Here is a 24,019-nt window from a genome sequence, read left to right on the forward strand (position 1 = left end):
CCGGATCAGCGGGCGTTCCGACCCTGCGCGGCACGGCCCTCCACCCCGCCCGGGGAACCTTCTACCTCGCGTAGAATGCTATGGTGCGTTCCGCTGCTCCCCCAGTCCTCGTGATCGATTCCCTCGTCAAGGATGTCGGTCCGGTCACGGCCCTCGACGGCCGCATGATGCGCGTCGTGGCCGGCCTTTCGCTGACCGCTCACGCCGGCGAAGTCACCGCCCTGCTCGGCGTCAACGGCGCCGGCAAGACCACCACCCTCGAATGCGCCCAGGGCCTCCAACGGCGGACCGAGGGCAGCATCGAACTGCTCGGCCAGGACCCCGACGCCGCAGGACCGGAGCTCCGGGCGAGGGTGGGTGTCATGCTCCAGGACGGCGGTCTGCCGCCCTCCGCGCATCCGATCCCGCTGCTGCAGCACGTGGCCCGCATGTATGAGGATCCGTGGCCCGTGGAGGATCTGGTGGAGCGGCTCTCGATCGCCGAGTTCGCCCGCACGTCCGTGCGCCGGCTCTCGGGCGGCCAGAAACAGCGCCTGGCCCTGGCGGCGGCGCTCATCGGACGGCCCGAGGTCCTCTTCCTCGACGAACCCAGCGCCGGCATGGACCCGCAGTCTCGGCAGCTGGTGTTCTCCCTCATCCAGGAGCTCCGCGATTCCGGCATGGGCATCGTCCTGACCACGCACCTCATGGACGACGCCGAGCGACTGGCCGATTACGTCTACATCGTCGACGCCGGACGGATCGTCGCGGAGGGCACCGTCGCCTCACTCCTGGCGCATCGCGACGACGCGGCCTCCGAGAGCCGCACTCTGGCTTTCGACGCCGACCCCGGCCTGACCCTGACCTTGCCGGAGGGCCTCGGCCTGGAGGAGACGCGGCCGGGTTCCTACGCCGTGGAAGGCATCAGCACCCCCGCGCACCTCCGCGCGATCGCCACCGCCTGGGAGGACAGCGGGATCTTCCCCCGGAGCCTGTCCATGTCCTCGTCCACGCTGGAGGACGTGTTCCTCGACATCGCGGCCCGGGGTGCGGATCAGGCCGAGGACGGCAGCTCCCCGAGACAGCACTCCCTGAACGGAGGTCAGGAATGACGGCCCACAGCTCACCGGCCCCCGGAACACGGCAGGGGCCCGCCGGACTCGCCGCACAGCGCCCCGCCTCCACGGTCCAGCGGGTCCTCGCTCAGGGCCGCTACGAGACTCTCACCATGCTCCGGAACGGCGAGCAATTGGTGCTGGCGATCGTGCTCCCGCTCATGGCCCTCTTCGCCCTGCGCTTCACCCCTCTTCTGGACGACCTCCAAGGCGCCCGCGTGGACATCGCCGTCCCCGGGGTGCTGGCACTCTGCACCATGTCCACGGCGTTCACGGGCCAGGGCATCTCCACGGGCTTCGACCGCCGCTACGGAGTGCTCCGCTTCCTGTCCACCACTCCCCTGGGCCGCGGCGGCCTGATCGCCGGCAAGATCCTGGCGGTGCTCTCCGTGCTGGCCATCCAGACGGTGGTGATCTCCGTGGTCGGCCTGTTCCTGGGCTGGCACCCGAATGGCGCGGGGCTCCTTCTGGCGATCCCGCTCCTGATCCTCGGAGCCGCGGCCTTCACCGCGCTGGGGCTTCTCGTGGCGGGCACCGTGCGCCCCGAAGCCACCCTGGCCCTCACCAATCTCCTCTGGATCCTGCTCGGCGCCCTCGGCGGAGTGGTGGTCCCTCCGGGCCGCCTGCCCGGGCTGCTCGGAGACGTGGCGCCGTTCCTGCCGTCCGGGGCCCTGGGCGACGCCCTGCGCGCGGCCCTGCTGCACGGCACGGTGGACCTGGCCGCCGTCGTCGTCCTGGTGCTGTGGGCCGGGGTGGCCGGGGTGCTGGCCGTGAAATGGTTCAAGTGGAATTGATGATGCGAGTAACGATGGATGAGGTACCTGTATGAATGCCAGCACCCCTCTGGGTGAACGGATCAACCGTCTCGTGGAGCGGCTCCCCACCGAGGTGGACGGCCGCGTCCGCAAGCTGTCGATCGCCTCGCTGGTCGGCCAGATCGTCCTCATCGGCACGGGCGGCGCGGTCCGGCTGACCTCCTCGGGCCTGGGCTGCCCCACGTGGCCCCGCTGCACGAGCGAGTCGCTCGTCAACACCCCGGAGATGGGCGTCCACGGCATCATCGAGTTCGGCAACCGCACGCTGACCTTCCTGCTCGCCGCAGTCGCGCTGCTCATGCTCGTGGCGCTGTGGCGGATCCGCAAGGAACGCCGCGACCTCTTCGTGCTGGCGCTCGGCCTGCTGGCGAGCATCCCGGCTCAGGCGATCATCGGCGGCATCACGGTGCTGTCCGGCCTGAACCCCTGGGTGGTCGGCCTGCATTTCCTGGTCTCCATGGCGCTGGTCATCTTCTCCATGCTGCTGGTGAACCGCGCCTATGGGCGCACCGGGCGCTTCATGAACCGTTCGCTCGAGGCGCTTCCGGGCATCGCCGCACCGCTCACCGCGGCGGTCGCCTCCTTCGCCGCCCTCGCCGTCGTGCTCGGCGTGGTGGTGACCGGCGCGGGCCCGCATGCCGGTGACGCCAAGGCCCCGCGCAACGGGCTCGACTGGGACATGGTCAGCCACTTCCACGCCGTCCCCGCCTACCTGGTGACGGCCGGGGTCCTCGTCGCCGTGGTGCTGGCCTTCCGCCACCGCATCCAGGGGCTGTTCCGCACCGCCGCGCTGACCCTGCTCGGTGTCACGCTGCTCCAGGCGGCGATCGGTTTCATCCAGTACTACAACGGCATCCCCCCGCTGCTGGTGGGCTCACACATGGTGGTGGGCGCCCTGCTCATGGCCGCGGCCACCAACCTCGCGGACGTGAGCCGCTGGAGCCCCAAGGCCTGAGCCTCACCCCGAAGGCCCCGCCACCGGCGGGGCCTTCGTCATGTCCGGCAACGGCCTGAGGCGCAACAGCGACGCGCGCGACGGCCCGGTTCCCGCCGTCGCGCGCCACTTTCCGCCGCCCCGTCAGTCACCCCACACGTCAGTCACCGGACACGGCAAAGGCCCGGCCGAGCGGCCGGGCCTTTCGCACGTCCCCGCAGGAGGACCGAACGGGAGGGTGGAGGACTCCGGTCAGAAACCAGCCATGAGCGGACCGCCCACGAACGGGTCCACGGCCAGCGCCAGGAACAGGACCGTCAGGTAACTGATGGAGCCGTGGAAGACCTTCATGGCCCGCTTGTTGTCCACGTTCTCGCCCTGCGCCTGGTTGTAGAGGCTGTGGGACTCCCAGAGGAACCAGGCGCCCGAGAGGACCGCGGCGATCGAGTACACCCAGCCGGCCCCGCCCACCGGGATCATGAGCAGCGAACACGCGACCATGGCCCACGCGTACAGGACCACCTGGACGGAGACCACCTTGGCGCCCGCGATGGCGCCGAGCATGGGCACTTCCGCCTTGCGGTAGTCCTCGCCGTACTTCATGGAGAGCGGCCAGTAGTGCGGCGGGGTCCAGAGGAAGATCACCATGAACAGGACGATCGAGGGCCACTCGACGGTGTCCCGGACCGCTGCCCAGGCGATCAGCACCGGGAAGCAGCCCGCGGCCCCGCCCCAGACGATGTTCTGTGCGGTGCGCCGCTTGAGGATCAGCGTGTAGATGACCACGTAGAAGAAGATCGCGCCGAGTCCGAGGAGGGCGGTCAGACCGTTGGCGCCGAACCAGAGGATCAGGATGGAGGCGATGCCCAGCAGCGTGGCGAAGACCAGCGCCTCCCGCGGGGTGACCTCACCGGTGACGAGCGGCCGGTTCTTGGTGCGCTTCATCACCTTGTCGATGTCGCGGTCGATGTAACAGTTGAAGGCCCCGGCGCTTCCGGCGGCGAAAGCACCGCCCACCATGGTGGCCACCATGAGACCGATCGACGGGAATCCGCGCTGCGCGAAGATCATGGTCGGCAGCGTGCTCACCAGCAGCAGTTCGATGACGCGCGGCTTCGTCAGGGCGACATACGCCTTCAGCTTGCGGGAGAAACCGCCTCCCTGCGGCAATGACGGCGTGCGGAGGGCGGATTCTGAAGTGCTCACGGCGACGATGACCTTAGTTTCTGCTTCGCGACTGATGACCGGCCCGTCCTGCGGCGCGGAAAGAACCGCAACCCGCGCATGGACCGGCCCCTCCCATTCTACCGCCCGCTCCCCCCTGGCCGCCGCAGGCGAGCCTCGGGCGTCCGCTCGCCGCGGACGTCGGGACCTGCGGCATCGCCCCAGGTACACGGGAGGCCGCTCTCGGGCGGGTTCATCTTTGACATAAATCACACTTAAACCAGAGGGTGCCACCAGAACCCCCGCGAATCGGGCTAAGCTGAACACAGCTCGGCTTGGCGGCCCCGGACTCCCCGATGATGCGAGGGAACAGGGTGCGCAGGCCGGTGGTTATTCAATGGTGAACGAGAGCGCGGAGACCTCGCTGCGGGCGCCACAGCTGTGCCCCGGGCACGGGACCGCAGGGTGGCCGCACTCTCGAAAACACACAAGAGAAGGGGCCCGGTTTACGTGTCACAAGTGGAAGAACAGCAACTGTCCTGGACTGATCTCGACCAGCGTGCGGTAGACACCATTCGCGTTCTGGCCGCAGATGCGGTGGAGAAGGTCGGCAACGGACATCCCGGGACGGCGATGAGCCTGGCCCCGGCCGCCTACCTGCTCTTCCAGAAACTGATGCGACACGATCCGAAGAACCCGGATTGGCTCGGCCGCGACCGCTTCATCCTCTCCCCCGGACACACCTCGTTGACCCTGTACATCCAGCTCTTCCTCTCCGGCTACGGCCTGGCGCTGGAAGACCTCGAGGCACTCCGCACCTGGGGCTCCCTGACCCCGGGCCACCCCGAGTACAAGCACACCGCCGGCGTCGAGATCACCACGGGCCCGCTCGGCCAGGGCCTGGCGTCCTCCGTCGGTTTCGCCTACTCCGGCCGCCGCGAGCGGGGTCTCTTCGACGCCGACGCCCCCGAGGGCGAATCGCCGTTCGACCACACCATCTGGGTCATCGCCTCCGACGGCGACCTCCAGGAAGGCGTGACCTCCGAGGCCTCTTCGCTGGCCGGCCTGCAGGAACTCGGCAATCTGGTGGTCCTGTACGACGAGAACCACATCTCGATCGAGGACGACACCAACGTCGCCTTCACCGAAGACGTCCTCAAGCGCTACGAGGCCTACGGCTGGCACACCCAGCGCGTGGACTGGACCAAGACCGGCGAGTACGTCGAGGACGTCCATGAGCTCTACAACGCGCTGCAGGCGGCCAAGGCCGAGACGGGCAAGCCGTCCATCATCTCGCTGCGCACCATCATCGGCTATCCGGCCCCCACCAAGCAGAACACCGGCAAGATCCACGGCTCCGCTCTCGGCGCCGGTGAAGTGGCCGCGCTGAAGGAGGTCCTGGGCTTCGACCCGGAGAAGTCCTTCCAGGTGGACCCCGAGGTTCTGGCCCACGCGCGCCAGGTCGTGGAGCGCGGCGCCGCCGCACACCAGGCCTGGCAGGAGAAGTTCGACGCCTGGACCGCCGCGAACCCGGAAGGCGCCGCACTGCTCAAGCGCATGGAGGCCCACGAGCTTCCGAGTGAGCTCGCAGGCGCACTGCCCGAGTTCGAGGCCGGCAAGGACGTCTCCACCCGCGCGGCCTCCGGCAAGGTGCTCAACGCCATCGGCCCGGTCATGCCGGAACTGTGGGGCGGCTCGGCCGACCTCGCCGAGTCCAACAACACCACCCTGGAGGGCGCGCCGTCGTTCATCCCGGAGAACCGCTCCACCAACGCGTGGAAGGGCAACCCGTACGGCCGCGTCCTGCACTTCGGCATCCGTGAGCACGCCGCCGCGTCGATCGTCAACGGCATCACGCTGTCCGGCAACACCCGCGCCTTCTCCGGGACGTTCCTGATCTTCTCGGATTACCAGCGTCCGGCCATCCGCCTCGGCGCTCTGATGGGCGTGCCGTCCCTGTACGTCTGGACGCACGACTCCATCGGCCTCGGCGAGGACGGCCCCACCCACCAGCCCGTGGAGCAGCTCGCCTCCCTGCGCGCCATCCCGGGTCTGGACGTGGTCCGCCCGGGCGACGCCAACGAGGTGGCGGTCGCCTGGCACACCATGCTGGAGAACCACGAGAACCCGGCCGGCATCGTCCTGACCCGTCAGAACATCCCCACCTACGCCCGTGGCGAGGGTGAGGCCTCCGGCGACGTCTTCGGCTCCGCCGCCGGCACAGCCCGCGGTGGCTACGTGCTGGCCGACGCCAGCCGCGACGGCGCCTCGGTCACCCCGGAAGTCATCCTGATCGCCACCGGTTCCGAGGTGCAGCTGGCCGTGGAGGCCCGCGAGACCCTCCAGGCCGAAGGCATCCCGACCCGCGTGGTCTCCATGCCGTGTGTCGAGTGGTTCAAGAAGCAGGACGCCGCGTACCAGGAGGCGGTCCTCCCCGCCGCCGTCGTGTCCCGTGTCTCCGTCGAGGCGGGTCTGGCACTGGGCTGGCGCGAGTTCGTCGGCGACGCCGGCCGCTCGATCTCCCTGGAACACTTCGGCGCGTCCGCCGACTACAAGCGTCTGTTCCAGGAGTTCGGCATCACCACCGAAGCCGTGGTCGCCGCCGCCAAGGACTCCCTGGCATCCCTGGCCAACGCCTGAGCCGCCACGAGGCACAAGAGCATCAAGGTACCGAGCAACACAAGGTACTGAGCTACAAGGTACAGAACCGAGGAATTTGAAACATGAGCACTCCCACTGCAGAACTGTCCAACGCCGGTGTCTCGATCTGGCTTGACGACCTCTCCCGCAAGCGCCTGAACACGGGCAACCTTCAGGAGCTCATCGCCGAGAAGAACGTGGTCGGTGTGACCACCAACCCGAGCATCTTCCAGGCCGCCATCACCGGAGGCCAGGACTACGCGGCGCAGATCAGCGAGCTGGCCGCCGCCGGAGCCGACGCCGAGAAGGCCGTCTTCGAGATCACGACCTCCGACGTCGCGGATGCCTGCGACATCTTCGCCGAGGTGGCCGCGGCCACCGACGGTGTGGACGGCCGCGTCTCGATTGAGGTGGACCCGCGCAAGGCCTGGGACACCGAAGGCACCATCGCCGAGGCCAAGGAACTGCACGCCAAGGTCGGCAAGGACAACGTCCACATCAAGATCCCCGCCACCCAGGAAGGCCTGGCGGCCATCACGGCCACCATCGCCGAGGGCATCAGCGTCAACGTGACCCTGATCTTCTCCCTGGAGCGCTACCGCGCTGTCATCAACGCCTACCTGAACGGTCTGGAGCAGGCCAAGGCCAAGGGACTGGACCTCTCCAAGATCCACTCCGTGGCGTCCTTCTTCGTCTCCCGCGTGGACACCGAGATCGACAAGCGCCTGAACACCCTGGGCACCGAGGAGGCCGCCGCGCTCAAGGGCAAGGCGGGCGTCGCCAACGCGCGCCTGGCGTACCAGGTCTACGAGGAGCTCTTCTCCACCGAGCGCTGGAACGTCCTGGCCGCCGCAGGCGCACGCCCGCAGCGTCCCCTGTGGGCCTCCACCGGCGTGAAGGACCCGGCGTACCCGGACACCCTCTACGTCACCGGCCTGGTCGCCCCGCACGTGGTGAACACCATGCCCGAGAAGACCCTGGACGCCGTCTTCGACCACGGCGAAGTCACCGGTGACACCATCACCGGCACCTACGCCGAGTCGAACGAGGTCCTGGACGCTCTCGAGAAGATCGGCGTGTCCTACGACGACGTCGTCGCCAAGCTCGAAAGCGAAGGCCTCGAGAAGTTCGTGGCCAGCTGGAAGGAACTGCTGGCCGACGTCCAGGCCGCCCTCGACACCGCATCCAAGGAAGGCTGACACCTCCATGAGCACCCTGAGCTACGACGCCGCCGGCGCGGCCGCCGACGCCAAGACCCTCCACATCGACCAGCTGGTCCAGGACCACGTCGCCACGCGGATCATCGCCAAGGACGCCACCCTGTGGGGCCCGGAGGCGGAATCCGAATCCTCCATCCGCCTCGGCTGGGTGGAGGCCCCGGCGGTCTCCCGGCCGCTCGTGGACGGGATCGTCAGCCTGCGTGAGGAGCTCCATGCCGAGGGGATCGATCACGTCGTTCTCTGCGGCATGGGCGGCTCCTCGCTGGCGCCCGAGGTGATCACCGCGACGGCCGGCGTCGAGCTCACGGTTCTAGACAGCACCGACCCGGAGCAGGTCGCGGCGGCCCTGGCGGACCGCCTCGAGCGCACCGTCGTCGTGGTGTCCTCCAAGTCCGGCTCCACGGTGGAGACCGACTCGCAGCGCCGTGCCTTCGAGGCGGCGTTCGAGGCGGCCGGCATCGATCCGAAGAGCCGCGTGGTGATCGTGACCGATCCCGGGTCCCCCCTGGACGAGGCGGCCCGCGCCGCCGGATACCGGGCCGTCTTCAATGCCGACCCGAACGTCGGCGGCCGTTTCTCCGCTCTGACCGCTTTCGGCCTGGTGCCGTCGGGTCTGGCCGGAGTGGACATCGCCGCGCTGCTCGATGAGGCCGAGGACACCCTCGAGATCCTCAACGAGGACGACACGGACAACATCGGCCTGGCCCTCGGAGCCGCCCTCGGCGGCACCGATCCGCTCCGCAACAAGATCGTGATCGTGGACAACGGCTCCGGGATCGTCGGTTTCGCGGACTGGGCCGAACAGCTGATCGCCGAATCCACCGGCAAGAGCGGCAAGGGCCTGCTGCCCGTCGTCGCTCCCGCCGACGCCCCGGAGCTGTCCCTGGACGCTCCGGACGTCCTGGTGGTCCGTCTCGTCTCCCCGGACGACGACGACGCGGCCGCGACGGGCAATGAGGTCGCGATCGCCGGTGGGCTGGCCGCGCAGATGGTCGTGTGGGAGTTCGCCGTCGCCGTCGCGGGTCGCCTCCTGGGCATCAACCCGTACGACCAGCCCGATGTGGAGGCCGCCAAGGTGGCCGCCCGCGGTCTGCTCGACGCCCGCCCCGAGCCCGTGCCCGCCGACTTCACCGACGGCGCCATCGAGGTGCGCGGCGGTGAGTGGCTGGCCGACGCCGAGGTGAACGACACCGCCGAGTCCGCGCTCAAGGCCTTGCTGGGCCGCTTGGGCGACCGCGGGTACCTGAGCGTCCAGGCCTACCTGGACCGCCTCGCGTACCCGCAGCTCGAATCGGTCCGCAACCCGCTCGTGGCCGCCACCGGACGTCCTGTGACGTTCGGCTGGGGACCTCGCTTCCTGCACTCCACGGGGCAGTTCCACAAGGGCGGGCCCGCCGAGGGCGTCTTCCTGCAGATCACTGCGGACAGCCCGACCGACGTGGTCATCCCGGAGCGGCCGTTCACCTTCGGACAGCTGATCTCGGCACAGGCCGCAGGCGACGCTCAGGTCCTCGCGGACCACGGCGTCCCGGTCCTCAGGCTGCACCTCACCGACCGCGCGGCCGGTGTGCGTCAGCTCCTGGACATCGTCAACAGCCTGGGCCACTGAGCCCAGCACCCATCCCTCCATATCGCTAAGGCTCCTCAAGCACAATGCCAACACGTGAACCTGGCGCCCAGAACGGCGGTCCCCGGAACCCCTTGCGGGATCCGCGGGACCGCCGTCTGAGCCGGATTGCCGGTCCGTCCTCCCTTGTCCTCTTCGGTGTCACGGGCGACCTCGCCCGTAAGAAACTCATGCCGGCCGTGTACGACCTGGCCAACCGTGGGCTCCTCCCTCCCAGCTTCGCCCTGGTGGGCTTCGCCCGCCGGCAGTGGGAGAACGAGGATTTCGCCGCAGAGGTCCTCGAATCCGTCAAGCAGCATTGCCGAACCCCCTTCGACCAGCGGGTCTGGGACCAGCTTTCGCTGGGCATCCGCTTCGTGCAGGGTGAGTTCGACGACGATGCCGCCTTCGAACGTCTCAAGGCGACGATCGAAGAACTCGACCGGGAGCGAGGAACGCGCGGCAACCACGCGTTCTACCTCTCCATCCCGCCGAAGGCCTTCGAACTCGTCTGCACCCAGCTCTCCAAGCACGGTCTGGCACAGGCCGAGCCCGGAACCTGGCGCCGCGTGGTCATCGAAAAGCCGTTCGGCCACGACCTCGAATCGGCCCGGGCCCTGAACGACATCGTCGAATCGGTCTTCCCGCCCGACTCGGTGTTCCGCATCGACCACTACCTCGGCAAGGAGACCGTCCAGAACATCCTGGCACTCCGCTTCGCCAATCAGCTCTTCGAGCCGATCTGGAACGCCAACTATGTGGACCACGTGCAGATCACCATGGCCGAGGACATCGGCACCGGCGGCCGTGCGGGTTACTACGACGGCGTGGGCGCGGCCCGCGACGTGATCCAGAACCACCTCCTCCAGCTCCTCGCGCTGACGGCCATGGAGGAGCCCATCTCCTTCAACGCCGAGGATCTCCGCGCGGAGAAGGAGAAGGTCCTGGCCGCCGTCAAGCTGCCGGACGACCTCTCCACGCATTCCGCACGAGGACAGTTCTCCGGCGGTCTCCAGGGTGGCGAGGAAGTCCTCGGCTACCTGGAGGAGGAAGGCATCCCCGCGGATTCCACCACGGAGACCTTCGCCGCGATCCGCCTGGACATCAACACCCGTCGCTGGGCCGGTGTGCCCTTCTACCTGCGCACGGGCAAGCGCCTGGGACGCCGCGTGACCGAGATCGCCGTCGTGTTCAAGAAGGCGCCCAACCTCCTGTTCCGCGAGAACGGCGACGAGGACTTCGGCCAGAACGCCGTGGTGATCCGTGTGCAGCCCGACGAGGGCGCCACCATCCGCTTCGGCTCCAAGGTCCCGGGCACCCAGATGGAGGTCCGTGACGTCTCCATGGACTTCGGCTACGGGCACTCCTTCACCGAGTCCAGCCCCGAGGCGTACGAGCGTCTCATCCTGGACGTCCTGCTGGGCGAGCCGCCGCTGTTCCCGCGCCATCAGGAGGTGGAGCTCTCCTGGAAGATCCTCGACCCGTTCGAGGAGTACTGGGCGAGCCTGGAGGAACAACCCGAACCGTATGCCCCGGGCAGTTGGGGACCGTCCTCCGCGGACGAGCTCCTGGCCCGTGACGGACGCACCTGGAGAAGGCCATGATCGTCGAACTTCCCAACACCACCACCTCCAAGATCTCCAAGGAGATCACCAAGCTGCGCGAACAGGGCGGCGTCATCGCCCTGGGCCGCGTGCTGACCCTGGTGGTCCTCACCCGCAACGGGCTCGAGGACGAGGCCATCCAGGCGGCCAATGAGGCCAGCCGGGAGCACCCCTGCCGCATCATCGTGCTCGCCGACGCGGGCGCCGAGGAACCGGATCGCCTGGACGCGGAGATCCGCGTCGGTGGCGACGCCGGCGCTTCGGAAGTGATCGTGCTCCGCGGCTATGGGCGGCTCTCCGAGGAGAGCGAGTCCCTCGTGTCCGCCCTCCTGCTGCCGGACGCCCCGATCGTCGCCTGGTGGCCCCACGGAGCCCCGGAGGACGCCTCCGGGACGTCGATCGGGCGCATCGCACACCGCCGCATCACCGACGCCGCGAATGAAGCCGATCCGGTGGCCGCGCTGGAGAACCTCCACCGCACCTACCAGGCCGGCGACACCGATCTGGCGTGGACACGACTGACCAATTGGCGCATTCAGCTGGCCGCGGCCTTCGATCAGGTGGATGACTCCCCCGTCACCGAGGTGGAGGTGGAGGGCGCCAGCGATTCCGCCAGCACCCTGCTGCTCGCCTCCTGGCTGGGTCTGGCCTTCGACGTCCCGGTCAAGATCACCGAGGACCCGGCCGGCACTGGCATCCGCCGCGTGCTGATCCGGCGGCCGTCCGGCGATGTGCAGCTCCACCGGCCCGGCCTGACCGTGGCCGAGCTGAGCCAGCCCGATCAGCCCCTGCAGCGGATCTCCCTCCCCCGGCGCGGCCTGCAGGACTGCCTCGCCGAGGAACTGCGCCGGCTGGACCCGGACGAGGTCTTCGGGGAAGTATTGACCGAAGGATTGCCTCGAATCGCGCAAAGGAGTGCCTGAGATGACCCACGAACCACGGGTGAGCGTCCATCCCGACTCGCAGGTCCTGATGGCGGCCATCGCCGCACGTCTGGTCACCAAGCTGGTCGATGCCCAGGACCGGTTCGGTGAGGCCACGGTGGTGCTCACCGGTGGAACCGTGGGGATCGGCACCCTGCGCGCCGTCGCCGAGTCCGCGGCCGCGCCGGCCGTCAACTGGCGCCGGGTCAACTTCTGGTGGGGCGACGAGCGTTTCGTCGGCTCCGAGGATGCGGACCGCAATGCCGTCCAGGCTCAGACGGCCCTTCTGGACAGCCTTGACCTCGATCCCGCGCGCGTGCACGTCCCGGGCTCCTCGGATGAGTTCGCCTCGGTGGACGACGCCGCGGCCGACTATGCGCGACGGCTCGCGGAAGCGGCCGCCGCCGAGCATGCGGCCGACTATTCGGATCAGCGCCCGGATGTTCCCGCGCCCCTGCCCCGTTTCGACGTCCTGCTCCTGGGTGTGGGACCCGATGCGCACATCGCGTCCCTCTTCCCCGAGATGGCCGGTATCCGGGAGAAGGAGGCCCTGGTGGTGGGAGTCCAGGACTCCCCCAAGCCTCCGCCGCAGCGGATCTCGCTGACCCTTCCGGCCATCAACACCGCCGACGAGGTCTGGATGGTCGTCGCCGGCGAGGACAAGGCCGGCGCCGTCGGGCTCGCCCTGGCCGGCGCGGGGACCGTGCAGGTGCCGGCAGCCGGTCCCCGGGGACGCAACCGCACCCTGTGGCTGATCGATGAGGCCGCCGCCGCCAAGGTTCCCGAGAACCTGGTGCACAAGGAACCGCGCGGTCTCTGACCGGAAGCGCCGCGACGACGAAGGGGTGGGGAGCAACGGCTCCCCACCCCTTCGTCGTACCCGTGAACGGAGTTCCTGTGAACGACGAAGGCCCCCGGCGTTTCCGCCGGGGGCCTTCCGAGTCGCTGCGACCGATCAGCTGGCTGCGCCGTTGAACTTCATGATGAGGCCCAGGCCGATGATCACCACGGCCCAGGTGACACCCAGGATCACGGTGAAGCGATTGAGGTTCCGCTCGGCGACACCGGAGGAGTTCAGCCCGGAAGTCATGCCGCCCCCGAACATGTCGGACAGACCGCCACCGCGGCCCTTGTGCAGGAGGATCAGGAGAGTGAGGAGGAAGCTCGTCACTCCCAGGAGGATCTGCAGGATGACTTGGAGAACGCCCACAACGGCCTTTCTGCGTCGATGAGGTGAGAAGCGCTGCCGGCTAGGCGCCGGCGTGCTCCTCGAACCTGACAATGTTAGCAAACTCAGCTGCGTCCAGGCTCGCGCCGCCCACCAACACGCCGTCCACGTCGGCCTGTCCGAGGATCGCAGCGGCGTTCGCGGCCTTCACCGAACCGCCGTAGAGCAGCCGGGTCTTGTCGGCCACCTCGGCGCCGAAGAGCTCGGTAAGCTCCGCGCGGATCGCCTGGCACATCTCCTGAGCGTCCTCCGGGCCGGCGACCTCGCCGGTGCCGATGGCCCAGACGGGCTCATAGGCCACCACGAGCTGAGCGGCCTGCTCGGCGCTGAGACCCGCGACGTCGGCGCGGAGCTGGGTCAGCGTGTGCTCCACGTGGGTGCCGGCCTGGCGGATCTCCAGGCCCTCACCGACACAGAGCACCGGGATCAGGGAATGACGGTAGGCGGCCTGCACCTTGGCGTTCAGGACCTCGTCGCTCTCGCCGTGGATGGTGCGGCGCTCACTGTGACCCACCAGGACGTAGCGGCAGCCCAGCTTGTTGAGGAAGTCCCCGGAGATGTCGCCGGTGTAGGCGCCAGAGTCGTACTGCGAGAGGTCCTGTCCACCGTAGGCGATGTCCAGATCGTCACCCTGCACGAGGGTCTGCACACCGCGCAGATCGGTGAACGGCGGGAACACGGCGACCTCGACGCGCTGGTAGTCGTGCTTGGCGTCCTCCAGGGTCCAGGCCAGCTTCTGCAGGAGCGCGATGCCCTGCAGGTGGTCCATGTTCATCTTCCAGTTGCCGGCGATGAGCGGAGTGCGCTCGGGGGTGGTGGTCACAATGGCCTCCGTGACAGTCGAGGGGAATGAAGTGGGTGGGAACGGAAAGGCCGCGGCGCGGCGCCGCGGCCTTTCCGTGTTCTCAGCGGTCCAGGACGCTCAGGCCGGGAAGTTCCTTGCCTTCAAGGTATTCCAGGCTCGCACCGCCGCCGGTGGAGATGTGGCCGAACTGATCGTCGGCGAATCCGAGGGTGCGCACGGCGGCTGCGGAGTCGCCGCCGCCCACCACAGTGAAGCCGTCGGTCTCGGTCAGGGCCTGAGCGATCGCCCGGGTGCCCTGCGCGAACGCTTCGAACTCGAAGACGCCCATGGGGCCGTTCCAGAAGACGGTCTTCGCACCGCGGATGTGCTCCGCGAAGGCCGCCGCAGTGTCCGGTCCGATGTCCAGGCCGATGCCGGAGGCGCCGAAGGCACTCTCCTCGATGGCACTCGCGGGGACCACTTCATGCTCGGCGTCCGCGGCGAAGCGGCTGGCCACCACGACGTCGGTCGGGACCACGAAGCGGCTGCCGGCGGCCTGGGCACGGGCCAGGTAGTCCTGGACCACGGGGATCTGATCCTCCTCCAGGAGGCTGGACCCGACCTTGTGCCCGGCGGCCGCCAGGAACGTGAAGAGCATGCCGCCGCCCACCAGGAGCGTGTCGGCCTTCCCGATGAGGTTGTCGATCACGGCCAGTTTGTCCGAAACCTTGGAACCGCCCAGAACCACCACGTAGGGGCGCTCCGGGGACACGGTGAGCTTCTGCAGGACCTCCACCTCGGTCCTGACCAGGTCACCCTGGTAGGACGGGAGGATGGTGGCGATGTCGTAGACACTGGCGTGCTTGCGGTGCACGGCGCCGAAGGCGTCGTCCACGTACGCGCCGTTCTCGCCCGTCAATGCGGCGAGTTCACGGGCGAAGGCCGCACGTTCGGCGTCGTCCTTGCTGGTTTCGCGCGGGTCGAAGCGCACGTTCTCCAGCACCAGGACCTCGCCGTCCGCCAGCTTCGCGGACAGCTCCTGCGCGGAGGCGCCCACGGTGTCCGCGGCGAGGCTGACCGGGAAGCCGGCCAGCTCGGCCAGACGGTCCACGGCCGGCTTGAGGGAGTACTTCTCCTCGGGCGCGCCCTTGGGGCGGCCGAGGTGAGCGGAGACGAGGACGCGGGCGCCGCCGTCGACCAGCTTCTGGATGACCGGGAGAGAGGCGCGGATGCGGCCGTCGTCTGTCACTGAAGAGCCGTCGAGCGGCACGTTCAGGTCACTTCGGACCAGAACGTGCCGCCCGCGGACACCTTCAGCGAGGAGCTCGTTGAGGGTGTGAGACGTCATGATTTAGAGCTTAGCCCAGCTTGGAGGCGACCAGCTCGGTGAGGTCGACAAGACGGTTGGAGTAGCCCCACTCGTTGTCATACCAGGAGACGACCTTGACCTGGTTGCCGATCACCTTGGTGAGGCCGGCGTCGAAGATCGAGGAGGCCGGGTCGGTGACGATGTCCGAGGACACGATGGGGTCCTCGGTGTAGGTCAGGTAGCCCTTGAGCGGACCGGACTCGGCTGCTGCCTTCACCGCGGCGTTGACCTCTTCCACGGTGACCTCGCGGGACAGCGTGGCGGTCAGGTCCGTGGCGGAGCCGGTCGGGACCGGGACGCGAACGGCGTAGCCGTCCAGCTTGCCCTTGAGCTCCGGCAGGACCAGGCCGATGGCCTTGGCGGCACCCGTGGAGGTCGGGACCATGTTGATCGCGGCGGCGCGGGCGCGACGCAGATCCTTGTGGGGACCGTCCTGCAGGTTCTGGTCGGCGGTGTAGGCGTGGATGGTGGTCATGAGACCACGCTCGATGCCGAAGGCGTCGTTGATGGCCTTGGCCAGCGGGCCGAGGCAGTTGGTGGTGCAGGAGGCGTTGGAGATGATGTTGTGCTCATCCGTGTTGTAGAGCTCATCATTCACGCCCATGACGATCGTGATGTCCTCATCCGTGGCGGGAGCGGAGATCAGAACCTTCTTGGCGCCGGCCTCGATGTGCTTCTTCGCGTCTGCGGCCTTGGTGAAGAAACCGGTGGACTCGATCACGATGTCCACGCCCAGCTCGCCCCAGGGCAGGTTGGCGGGATCGCGCTCGGCGAGCACCTTGATGTGCTTGCCGTCCACCACCAGGTCGCCGTCCTGAACCTCGACGGAGACGCCCAGACGGCCAGTGACCGAATCGTACTTGAGCAGGTGAGCCAGGGTTTCCGGGCTGGTCAGGTCGTTGACGGCGACGATTTCCAGGTCCGCACCCTGCGCGAGGGCTGCACGGAAGAAGTTACGGCCGATACGGCCGAAGCCGTTGATGCCAATACGGGTGGTCACTGTGCAATCTCCTTCATGCGCCACGACGACGCACGTATCGAGTCGGACCAGGTCCGACATACAGACCCCGCACGCCATTGGGCAGAGAGAATTACCGTTGTGAAAGGACTCGCAGCCACGTTGCTGAAGGCACGAGGCCTTCCGTGATCTATCTTACGTTTAATGCGGGTGCCGGGGGCAAGTGACCGCGCGGAGCTCGCGGCAAAAGTGAGCTATATTACGGCGCGGAAAAGCCCCGCCCGGAAGACCGGACGGGGCTTGATTCCCAGGGTGATCAGGAAAGGGTGATCAGCTTGGAGGCGCCGTTGCGGGCGGCCTCGAAGCGCTCGGCCACATCGGCCCAGTTGATGATGTTCCAGAACGCCTTGACGTAGTCGGCCTTCACGTTCACGTAGTCCAGGTAGAAGGCGTGCTCCCACATGTCCAGCATGAGCAGCGGGGTGGTGCCGACGGCGACGTTGCCCTGCTGATCGTAGAGCTGCTCGATCAGGAGGTTGCCACCGATGGGCTCGTACGCCAGGAAGGCCCAGCCGGAACCCTGCAGGGCGAGGGCCGCAGCGGTGAACTGTGCGCGGAACGCGTCGAAGGAGCCGAAGGCGTCATCGATCGCGGCGGCCAGCTCACCTTCGGGCTTGTCGCCACCGTCCGGGGAGAGGTTCTTCCAGAAGACGGAGTGGTTGATGTGGCCACCGGTGTGGAAAGCCAGATCCTTGGAGAGTCGGTTGATGTTGGCGAAGTCGTTCTTCTCACGGGCTTCGGCAAGGCCGGCCAGTGCGGCATTGGCCCCTGCGACGTAGGCAGCGTGGTGCTTATCGTGGTGCAGCTCCATGATGCGAGCCGAGATGTACGGCTCGAGCGCCGCGTAGTCGTAGCCCAGTTCCGGGAGTACGTACTCAGACACTGATTCCTCCAAACGTTAGGACGTGGGTCCTGTGTTGACTTGTTGTCAATCCGGGAATCGCTCCCCGGAAATCTGTGAGGCATGGCCCCTGGCTGGCACAACACCGCGTCCGCTCAGGGCATTCCACGCACTACTTCATGTGACGACCAGGGCTTTTGTCTATTCGTCCAGCATTTCGGCAGTCACATTCGCCTCCGTACTCGGAATGCCGAGTTCGGCGGCGCGCTTGTCGGCCATGGCCAGCAGGCGCCGGATGCGGCCCGCGATCGCGTCCTTCGTCATGGGCGGATCAGCCAGCCGGCCGAGCTCGTCAAGACTCGCGTTCTTATGGGCCACCCTCAGTTCACCAGCGTACTTGAGGTGATCCGGCACGTCTTCCCCCAGGATGTGGAGGGCGCGCTCCACACGTGCCCCGGCGGCCACGGCGGCCTGCGCCGAGCGGCGGAGATTCGCGTCGTCGAAGTTGGCCAGGCGGTTCGCCGTGGCACGCACCTCCTTGCGCATGCGGCGCTCCTCCCAGACCATGAGCGCGTCGTGCGCGCCCATCCGGGTGAGCAGTGCCGCGATCGTGTCGCCGTCGCGGATGACCACACGGTCCACGCCGCGCACCTCGCGCGCCTTGGCCGCCAGCCCCAGGCGCCGGGCGGCGCCCACCAGAGCCAGAGCCGCCTCCGGGCCCGGGCAGGTGATCTCCAAGGCGGAGGACCGGCCCGGCTCGGTGAGGGATCCGTGGGCCAGGAAGGCCCCGCGCCAGACGGCCTCGGCATCCGCCGCGGATCCATTCACGACGACGGGCGGCAGGCCGCGCACGGGGCGTCCGCGCGAATCCAGCAGGCCCGTCTGGCGAGCCAGCGATTCACCGTCCACCACCACGCGCACCACGTACCGCGAGCCCCGGCGCAGTCCGCCCCCGGACACCACGATGATCTCACTCTGATGGCCGTACACCTCGAAGATGGCGGCCCGCAGCCGGCGTGCGGTGGCGGCGAGGTCCACCTCGGCCTCGATCACGATCCGGCCCGAGATGATGTGCAGTCCCCCGGCGAAGCGCAGCAGAGCGGACACCTCGGCCTTACGCTCGGAGACCTTCTTCACGTCCAGCCGGGACAGTTCTTCCTTGACGGATGCGGTCAGCGCCACACGTGCTCCTATTTCCTGTTGAAAACTTCGTGGTAGGCGGTGGCCAGCCGCAGCGGATCGTGCACCGCCGCGGAACGGGGGCTCCGCACGGTGGCCAGATGAACCTCGGCCCCCAGGCGGCCGGCCTCCGCGATGAAAGCCTCCCGGTCCCCCACGGAATCCGGGTCCGCGATCACGACGTCGAAACCGACCTCCGGGGCGTACTCACGCAGCACCCGCAGGTGGTCGGCGGCGCTCATGCCCACCGTCTCCTGGGTCTCAGTGGTGAGATTCATGGCCAGGGCCCTCCGGGCCGGCGTGCTCGCCAGCGCCGAACGCATCTCCGGCAGCAGCAGATGCGGCAGCACCGAGGTGTACCAGGACCCGGGGCCCAGGACCACCCAGTCCGCGAGTTCGATGGCGCTCAGGGCCTCGGCGCACGCCGGGGCGTCCTGCGGGATCAGCCTGACGTTCTCCAGCTCCCCCGCGACGGCACACTGCGCCTGACCGCGGATGGTGCGCGTGCCGGTCTCACCATCGTCGCCGGGCACCTTCGCCTCGCCTTCGATCGTGAGAGGCACCGTGGACATCGGCAGCACCTGGCCACGGGCGCCCAGCAGCGCACCGGCCCATTTGAGCCCGTCCACCGGGTTGCCCAGCAGCTCCCAGAGCGTGATGATCAGGAGATTGCCCATGGCATGCTCGTCGAGCGCACCGCTGCCCCCGGGGCGGCCGCGGAACCGGTGCTGCATGACGTCACGCCAGGTGCGTCCCCAGTCCGTGTCATCGCAGAGCGCCGCCAGCGCCATGCGCAGGTCGCCGGGCGGAAGGACACCGAAGTCCTGGCGCAGGCGGCCGGACGAGCCGCCGTCGTCGGCCACCGTCACCACCGCCGTCAGCGACGTGGTGAGCAGCCGCAGCGCGCTGAGCGTGGCGGAGAGCCCGTGTCCGCCACCGAGCGCCACCACGGACGGCCCCGCGCCGTCCTGCGCGGCGGCACGTCCGCCCGGCGGGACCAGCGGAAGCTGGCCGGTGAAGATCGTCACTACTCGCGTCCCAGGTCTCGGTGGCTCGTGTTGACCGTGACATTGGGCAGCTGCGCGAGGCGCTTGGAGAGTTCCTCGGACATGGCCACGGACCGGTGCTTGCCGCCAGTGCAGCCCACGGCGATCGTGGCGTAATGCTTGTTCTCCCGGCGGTATCCGGCCAGAACCGGCTCCAAGGCTTTGACGTAGCTGTCCAGGAATTCCTCGGCGCCGGACGCGGCCAGGACGTAGTCGCGGACATCCTCGTCCTGGCCCGTGTGCGGACGCAGCTCGGGGATCCAGTGCGGGTTCGGCAGGAAACGCACATCGGCCACGTAGTTGGCGTCGACGGGCAGGCCGTACTTGAAGCCGAAGCTCATGACGTTGAGCCGCAGGACCACGGGTCCGGAATCGGTGAAGAGGTCCGTCACGGCACTGGCGAGGCCGTGCACATTCAGCGACGACGTGTCCAGCACGATGTCCGCCTTGTGGCGGAGGTCCTTCAGCAGTTCGCGCTCGGCGGCGATGCCGTCCAGGATCCGGCCGCCGTTCTGCAGCGGATGCGGACGGCGCCCCTGTTCGAAGCGGCGCACCAGGACCTCGTCCGAGGCGTCCAGGAAGAGGACCTGGTATTTGATGCCGCTGGCCGAAAGGTTGTTGAGGGATTCCAGGATGTTCGCGGAAAGACCCTTGCTGCGCAGATCGACGACGGCGGCGAGCTTCGGGATCGCCGGTCCGGCGTGGGAGACGATCTCCGTCAGCATGTTGAGCATCTTCGGCGGGATGTTGTCCACCACGTACCAGCCGTGGTCCTCCAGAGCATCCGCGGCCGTGCTGCGACCCGCCCCGGACATGCCGGTGATGATCAGCAGCTCGGCGATGTGCTCCTGGGCCGAGCCCGCGCCCTCTGCGGCGGGACTGGTCACTTCTGCGTCCGACATGGGGTTTCCTGCTCCTTGGATCAGTGCGGGCGGCACCGCCGGCCAGGCGACGCGGCTGCCTCAAGCCTAGCGAACTTTCCTGACGCTCAGGGCTCCAGGATTTCGCCGGTGGTGTAGTTCACGGCGGGGACCTCGTCGGCACTCGCCCGGGTGAGGTGAGCATGGATCGCGGTGGCGAGAACGGTGCCGATCCCCTTGACCTCGCACAGCTCCTCGACCGTGGCGGCGCGCATCTTCTTGACCGAGCCGAAGTGGGACAGCAAGGCCTTCCGCTTGCTCTCCCCGAGCCCCGGGACACCGTCCAGGGCCGAGGCGGTCATGGCCTTGCCGCGGCGCTGCCGGTGGAAGGTGATGGCGAAGCGGTGCGCCTCGTCACGGATCCGCTGCAGCAGGTAGAGGCCCTGGGACGCGCGCGGCAGGATGACCGGGAAATCGCTGTCCGGCAGCCACACCTCTTCGAGCCGCTTCGCCAGCCCGACCACCCGCACCTCGGTGATCCCGAGCGCGTCCAGCGCACGCTGCGCCGCGGCCACCTGAGGCTTGCCGCCGTCGACGACGACGAGGTTCGGCGGGTACGCGAACTTGCCGGGCTGCGGGGGCGCGCCGAGGACTGCCTCCTCCGGCGCCGCGGCGGCTGGTTCCGCGGCTTCCGCGCCGCCGTCGTCGACCCGGCCGATCGTCTCCGGCACGTGGACGCGGTCCCGCAGGTAAGCCCGGAAACGGCGGGTGAGGACGTCATCCATGGCGGCGGTGTCATCATGCGCGGCGGCGCCCGTGATGGTGAACTTCCGGTACTCGCTCTTGCGCGGCAGGCCGTCCTCCACCACGACCATCGAGCCCACGACGTTGGTCCCCTGGACATGAGAGATGTCGAAGCACTCGATGCGCAGCGGCGGTTCGTCCAGTTCCAGGGCCTCCTGGAGCTCCTGGATGGCGAGCGAACGGGTGGTGATGTCCCCGGCCCTGCGGGTCTTGTGCAGCTTGAGAGCCTGCTCGGCGTTCGTCCTGACGGTCTCCATGAGCTGGGCCTTGTCGCCGCGCTGAGGCACGCGGACGTCGACACGGCTCCCCCGCAGGCCGCTCAGCCACTCCGCCAGCTGGGCCGGCTCGGGCGGCAGCACCGGGACGAGCACCTCGCGCGGGATCCGGTCCGTGTTGCCGGCCTCCTCGCCGTAGGCCTGCTGCAGCAGGTGCTCCACGAGGTCCGCGGGCGTGGTGTCCTCGACCTTTTCCACCACCCAGCCCTGCTGGGACCGGATCCGGCCACCGCGGACACGGAACACCTGCACCGAGGCTTCGAGTTCGTCTTCATGGATCGCGAAGAGGTCCGCGTCCGTGGTGTCCGCGAGGACCACGGCATTGCGTTCGAAGACCTTGCGCATGGCGGCGATGTCGTCACGGATCCGCGCGGCCTGCTCGTAGTTGAGTTCCGCGACGGCGTCCTTCATGTCCCGCTCCAGGCGCCGGAGGAAACGGCCGGCCTCCCCGCCCATGAAGGAGCAGAAGTCCTCGGCGAGGGCGCGGTGGTCCTCTTCGCTGATCCGCCCCACACACGGCGCGGAGCACTTGTCGATGTAACCCAGCAGGCACGGCCGGCCACTGGCTTCGGCACGCCGGAACACCCCGGCACTGCAGCTTCTGACCGGGAAGACGCGCAGCAGCGTGTCCATGGTCTCCCGGATGGCCCCGGCCGTGTAGGGGCCGAAGTACTTGGTGCCCTTCCGCCGCTCGCCCCGCATCACCTGAACCCGCGGGAACTTCTCCCCCAGGGTCACGGCGAGGTAGGGGTAGCTCTTGTCGTCCCGGAACACGACGTTGTAGCGCGGCTTGAACTCCTTGATCCAGGTGTATTCCAGCTGGAGGGATTCGAGTTCACTGCCCACCACGGTCCACTCGACGCTCGAGGCGGCGTGAACCATCGCATAGGTCTTCGGCGTCAGGCCGGCGGGGTTGGCGAAATACGAGTTCAGACGTGACCGGAGGCTCTTCGCCTTGCCCACGTAGATGACCCGCCCGTGCTGGTCACGGAAGCGGTAGACCCCGGGCTCGGTGGGGATCTCCCCCGTCCTGGGCCGGTAGCTGGCCGGATCCGCCATGGCTCCTCCGCTTCTCTAGATCACTCGCTGGTGCGCACCTGGTTGTAGCCGCTGGCCCGTTCCTGACCGCTCAGTGCCGCGATGGCATCCATGATGCGATCGGTGGCCTGCCGCCGGGCGGGAAGCGAGTGGTCCGGCCCCGTCTTCTCGAAATAGAGGGGTTCGCCCACCACCATGGTGAAGTGCTGTGGCTTGAGCGTGTTCTTGCCGGCCGGCTGGAGCTTGTCCGTGCCGATCAGACCGACGGGCACCACGGGGGCGCCGGTGGTCAGCGCGAGCCAGCCCACACCGGTCCGGCCGCGGTACAGCAGTCCGTCCCGGGACCGGGTTCCCTCCGGGTAGATGCCCACGCCGTTGCCGTTCTCCAGGATGTCCAGGAGCGTTTTGAGTGCCTGAACACTCGCCGCCTGCTCACCGCGCTCGACGGGGATCGACCCCACGGATTCGAAGAACGCCTTCATGGCCTTGCCCTTCACTCCGGTCCCGGTGAAGTACTCCGCCTTGGCGAAGAAGGCCACCGGCCGCGGCATCAGGGCCTGGACGATCACACTGTCGAAGAACGAGAGGTGATTCGGGGCGACGATGAAGGGGCCGTCCGTCGGAACGTTCTCGAGACCGATGACCGTCGGGCGGCAGGTGCCCTTGATGAGGGTCCGGGTGGTGAAGCGAACTGCGTCAAATACGGCCATGGTCTTCTTCCTCCGCTGCTCCATCAACCACTGCTCCCCCGACGGCGGCCACCGTGGCCACCGCCTCCCGCCCGGCCGGCCGAAGCACGCCCGGCTGTGCACCGGCAGGGCCGGGCAGTCCGCTGAGCAACTCTTCGGCGGACTCGACCACCGAGACCGCCCCCGCGTTCTCCAGTTCATCCTCGACGGCGAAACCCCAGGCGACGCCGATGCACGGCAGGCCGTTGGCCAGCGCACCCTCGACGTCCTGATACCGGTCGCCCACCATCACCGCCGACGCCGGGGCGCCGAGGTCCTGGAGCGCGGCCGCGATGATCTGCTGTTTGCCCAGGGGCACACCCTGTCCGGGCGCCTGAGCGGTTTCATCGTCCGAAGACCCCTGAACGGCGTCGAAGGACTCCAGGAGTCCGTGCTGCGCCAGGAGATCCCGTGCCAGAGTGCGTGGCTTCTGGGTGGCCACCGCCAGGGCGTAGCCGCGTGCGCGGAGTTCCACCAGGAGGTCGCGGATGCCGGGGTACACCCGGCTGGCCGCCATCCCCGTGGAACGGTAGTGCCTGCGATACAGCCCGATGACCTCCTCCACCCGGTGTGCGGGGACGCCGGCGAATTCCTGCAGAGCGTGGCTCAGCCGGGGGCCGACCATCGCTTCGAGGGCCTGATCGGACGGGACGGGAAGACCGGCCTCCTGAAGTGCCGAGGCGATTCCCCCGGTGATCCCACCCGCGGGATCGACGAGGGTCCCGTCCAGGTCGAAGAGCACGGCAGCTTGAGCGAGAGTCACCGAGGTAGTTTCTCATGCCGGGCGCGCGGACAGAAAACACCCATGCACCGCACGGCATGCTTCGGGCCGATGTATGCCGTCACGCG

At 68.4% G+C, this 24,019-nt stretch carries 21 protein-coding genes; 9 read left to right on the forward strand and 12 right to left on the reverse strand.

Going from position 1 to position 24,019, the window contains the following annotated elements; genetic code table 11:
* Positions 1-83: 83 nt before the first annotated feature.
* The 3 genes from AB4Y75_RS14230 to AB4Y75_RS14240 are packed head-to-tail and all read left to right on the forward strand — an operon-like array spanning position 84 to position 2,864.
* Complete coding sequence (locus tag AB4Y75_RS14230) at positions 84-1,091, forward strand: ABC transporter ATP-binding protein (protein WP_441436534.1); 1,008 nt, start codon at positions 84-86, stop codon at positions 1,089-1,091.
* Positions 1,088-1,888 (forward strand): ABC transporter permease, encoded by an 801-nt coding sequence (locus tag AB4Y75_RS14235; protein WP_441436535.1) that lies wholly within the window; start codon positions 1,088-1,090, stop codon positions 1,886-1,888. Before AB4Y75_RS14230 ends, AB4Y75_RS14235 begins: the two co-directional genes overlap by 4 nt.
* Before the next feature lie 31 nt (positions 1,889-1,919).
* Positions 1,920-2,864 (forward strand): COX15/CtaA family protein, encoded by a 945-nt coding sequence (locus tag AB4Y75_RS14240; RefSeq protein ID WP_441436536.1) that lies wholly within the window; start codon positions 1,920-1,922, stop codon positions 2,862-2,864.
* A gap of 231 nt (positions 2,865-3,095) precedes the next feature.
* On the opposite strand, the gene AB4Y75_RS14245 is transcribed toward AB4Y75_RS14240, so the two are convergent.
* Complete coding sequence (locus AB4Y75_RS14245; RefSeq protein WP_441436650.1) at positions 3,096-4,058, reverse strand: heme o synthase; 963 nt, start codon at positions 4,056-4,058, stop codon at positions 3,096-3,098.
* Between the two features lie 468 nt (positions 4,059-4,526).
* Here AB4Y75_RS14245 and tkt point away from each other — a divergent pair, with 468 nt between their 5' ends.
* The 6 genes from tkt (at position 4,527) to pgl (ending at position 12,820) form a co-directional block, all read left to right on the forward strand.
* A complete protein-coding gene (gene tkt, locus AB4Y75_RS14250; protein ID WP_441436651.1) occupies positions 4,527-6,647 on the forward strand; it encodes a transketolase in 2,121 nt (706 codons plus the stop codon).
* 83 nt (positions 6,648-6,730) lie between these two features.
* Positions 6,731-7,846: a transaldolase gene (gene tal / locus AB4Y75_RS14255; RefSeq protein ID WP_441436537.1), complete on the forward strand. Its 1,116-nt coding sequence runs from the start codon at positions 6,731-6,733 to the stop codon at positions 7,844-7,846.
* Between the two features lie 7 nt (positions 7,847-7,853).
* Positions 7,854-9,476 (forward strand): glucose-6-phosphate isomerase, encoded by a 1,623-nt coding sequence (locus AB4Y75_RS14260; RefSeq protein ID WP_441436538.1) that lies wholly within the window; start codon positions 7,854-7,856, stop codon positions 9,474-9,476.
* 44 nt (positions 9,477-9,520) lie between these two features.
* Positions 9,521-11,077, forward strand: a complete 1,557-nt coding sequence (zwf, locus tag AB4Y75_RS14265; RefSeq protein ID WP_441436539.1) for a glucose-6-phosphate dehydrogenase — start codon at positions 9,521-9,523, stop codon at positions 11,075-11,077.
* Complete coding sequence (locus tag AB4Y75_RS14270; RefSeq protein WP_441436540.1) at positions 11,074-12,000, forward strand: glucose-6-phosphate dehydrogenase assembly protein OpcA; 927 nt, start codon at positions 11,074-11,076, stop codon at positions 11,998-12,000. The genes zwf and AB4Y75_RS14270 overlap by 4 nt, the downstream gene beginning before the upstream one ends.
* Position 12,001: 1 nt before the next feature.
* On the forward strand, positions 12,002-12,820 hold the full coding sequence (gene pgl, locus AB4Y75_RS14275; protein WP_441436541.1) for a 6-phosphogluconolactonase: 819 nt from the start codon (positions 12,002-12,004) through the stop codon (positions 12,818-12,820).
* A 135-nt stretch (positions 12,821-12,955) separates the two neighbouring features.
* Here the strand turns inward: pgl and secG are convergent, their stop codons facing one another.
* The 11 genes from secG to AB4Y75_RS14330 form a co-directional block, all read right to left on the reverse strand.
* Positions 12,956-13,210, reverse strand: a complete 255-nt coding sequence (secG, locus tag AB4Y75_RS14280) for a preprotein translocase subunit SecG (RefSeq protein WP_066212811.1) — start codon at positions 13,208-13,210, stop codon at positions 12,956-12,958.
* A gap of 40 nt (positions 13,211-13,250) precedes the next feature.
* Complete coding sequence (gene tpiA / locus AB4Y75_RS14285; RefSeq protein ID WP_441436542.1) at positions 13,251-14,051, reverse strand: triose-phosphate isomerase; 801 nt, start codon at positions 14,049-14,051, stop codon at positions 13,251-13,253.
* 82 nt (positions 14,052-14,133) lie between these two features.
* Positions 14,134-15,360 (reverse strand): phosphoglycerate kinase, encoded by a 1,227-nt coding sequence (locus AB4Y75_RS14290; protein WP_441436543.1) that lies wholly within the window; start codon positions 15,358-15,360, stop codon positions 14,134-14,136.
* A gap of 10 nt (positions 15,361-15,370) precedes the next feature.
* Positions 15,371-16,381, reverse strand: coding sequence for a type I glyceraldehyde-3-phosphate dehydrogenase (gene gap / locus AB4Y75_RS14295; RefSeq protein ID WP_441436544.1), 1,011 nt, complete (start codon positions 16,379-16,381; stop codon positions 15,371-15,373).
* A 274-nt stretch (positions 16,382-16,655) separates the two neighbouring features.
* Entirely contained in the window at positions 16,656-17,282 is a 627-nt protein-coding gene (locus AB4Y75_RS14300; RefSeq protein ID WP_441436545.1) for a superoxide dismutase, read from the reverse strand.
* Positions 17,283-17,441: 159 nt separating this feature from the next.
* A complete protein-coding gene (whiA, locus tag AB4Y75_RS14305; protein ID WP_278268939.1) occupies positions 17,442-18,422 on the reverse strand; it encodes a DNA-binding protein WhiA in 981 nt (326 codons plus the stop codon).
* An 8-nt stretch (positions 18,423-18,430) separates the two neighbouring features.
* Positions 18,431-19,447, reverse strand: coding sequence for a gluconeogenesis factor YvcK family protein (locus AB4Y75_RS14310; RefSeq protein WP_441436546.1), 1,017 nt, complete (start codon positions 19,445-19,447; stop codon positions 18,431-18,433).
* On the reverse strand, positions 19,447-20,367 hold the full coding sequence (gene rapZ, locus AB4Y75_RS14315; RefSeq protein ID WP_441436547.1) for an RNase adapter RapZ: 921 nt from the start codon (positions 20,365-20,367) through the stop codon (positions 19,447-19,449). Before rapZ ends, AB4Y75_RS14310 begins: the two co-directional genes overlap by 1 nt.
* An 86-nt stretch (positions 20,368-20,453) precedes the next feature.
* Positions 20,454-22,463 carry an excinuclease ABC subunit UvrC gene (uvrC, locus tag AB4Y75_RS14320; RefSeq protein ID WP_441436548.1) on the reverse strand — a complete coding sequence of 670 codons (2,010 nt, stop codon included), beginning with the start codon at positions 22,461-22,463 and terminating at the stop codon, positions 20,454-20,456.
* A gap of 20 nt (positions 22,464-22,483) precedes the next feature.
* Entirely contained in the window at positions 22,484-23,152 is a 669-nt protein-coding gene (locus AB4Y75_RS14325; RefSeq protein ID WP_441436549.1) for a lysophospholipid acyltransferase family protein, read from the reverse strand.
* Positions 23,139-23,933 (reverse strand): HAD hydrolase-like protein, encoded by a 795-nt coding sequence (locus AB4Y75_RS14330; protein ID WP_441436550.1) that lies wholly within the window; start codon positions 23,931-23,933, stop codon positions 23,139-23,141. The genes AB4Y75_RS14325 and AB4Y75_RS14330 overlap by 14 nt, the downstream gene beginning before the upstream one ends.
* Positions 23,934-24,019: the final 86 nt, after the last annotated feature.

Origin of the sequence: Arthrobacter sp. RAF14, from assembly GCF_052114185.1 — a bacterium.
Taxonomy (GTDB): Bacteria; Actinomycetota; Actinomycetes; order Actinomycetales; family Micrococcaceae; genus Arthrobacter_E.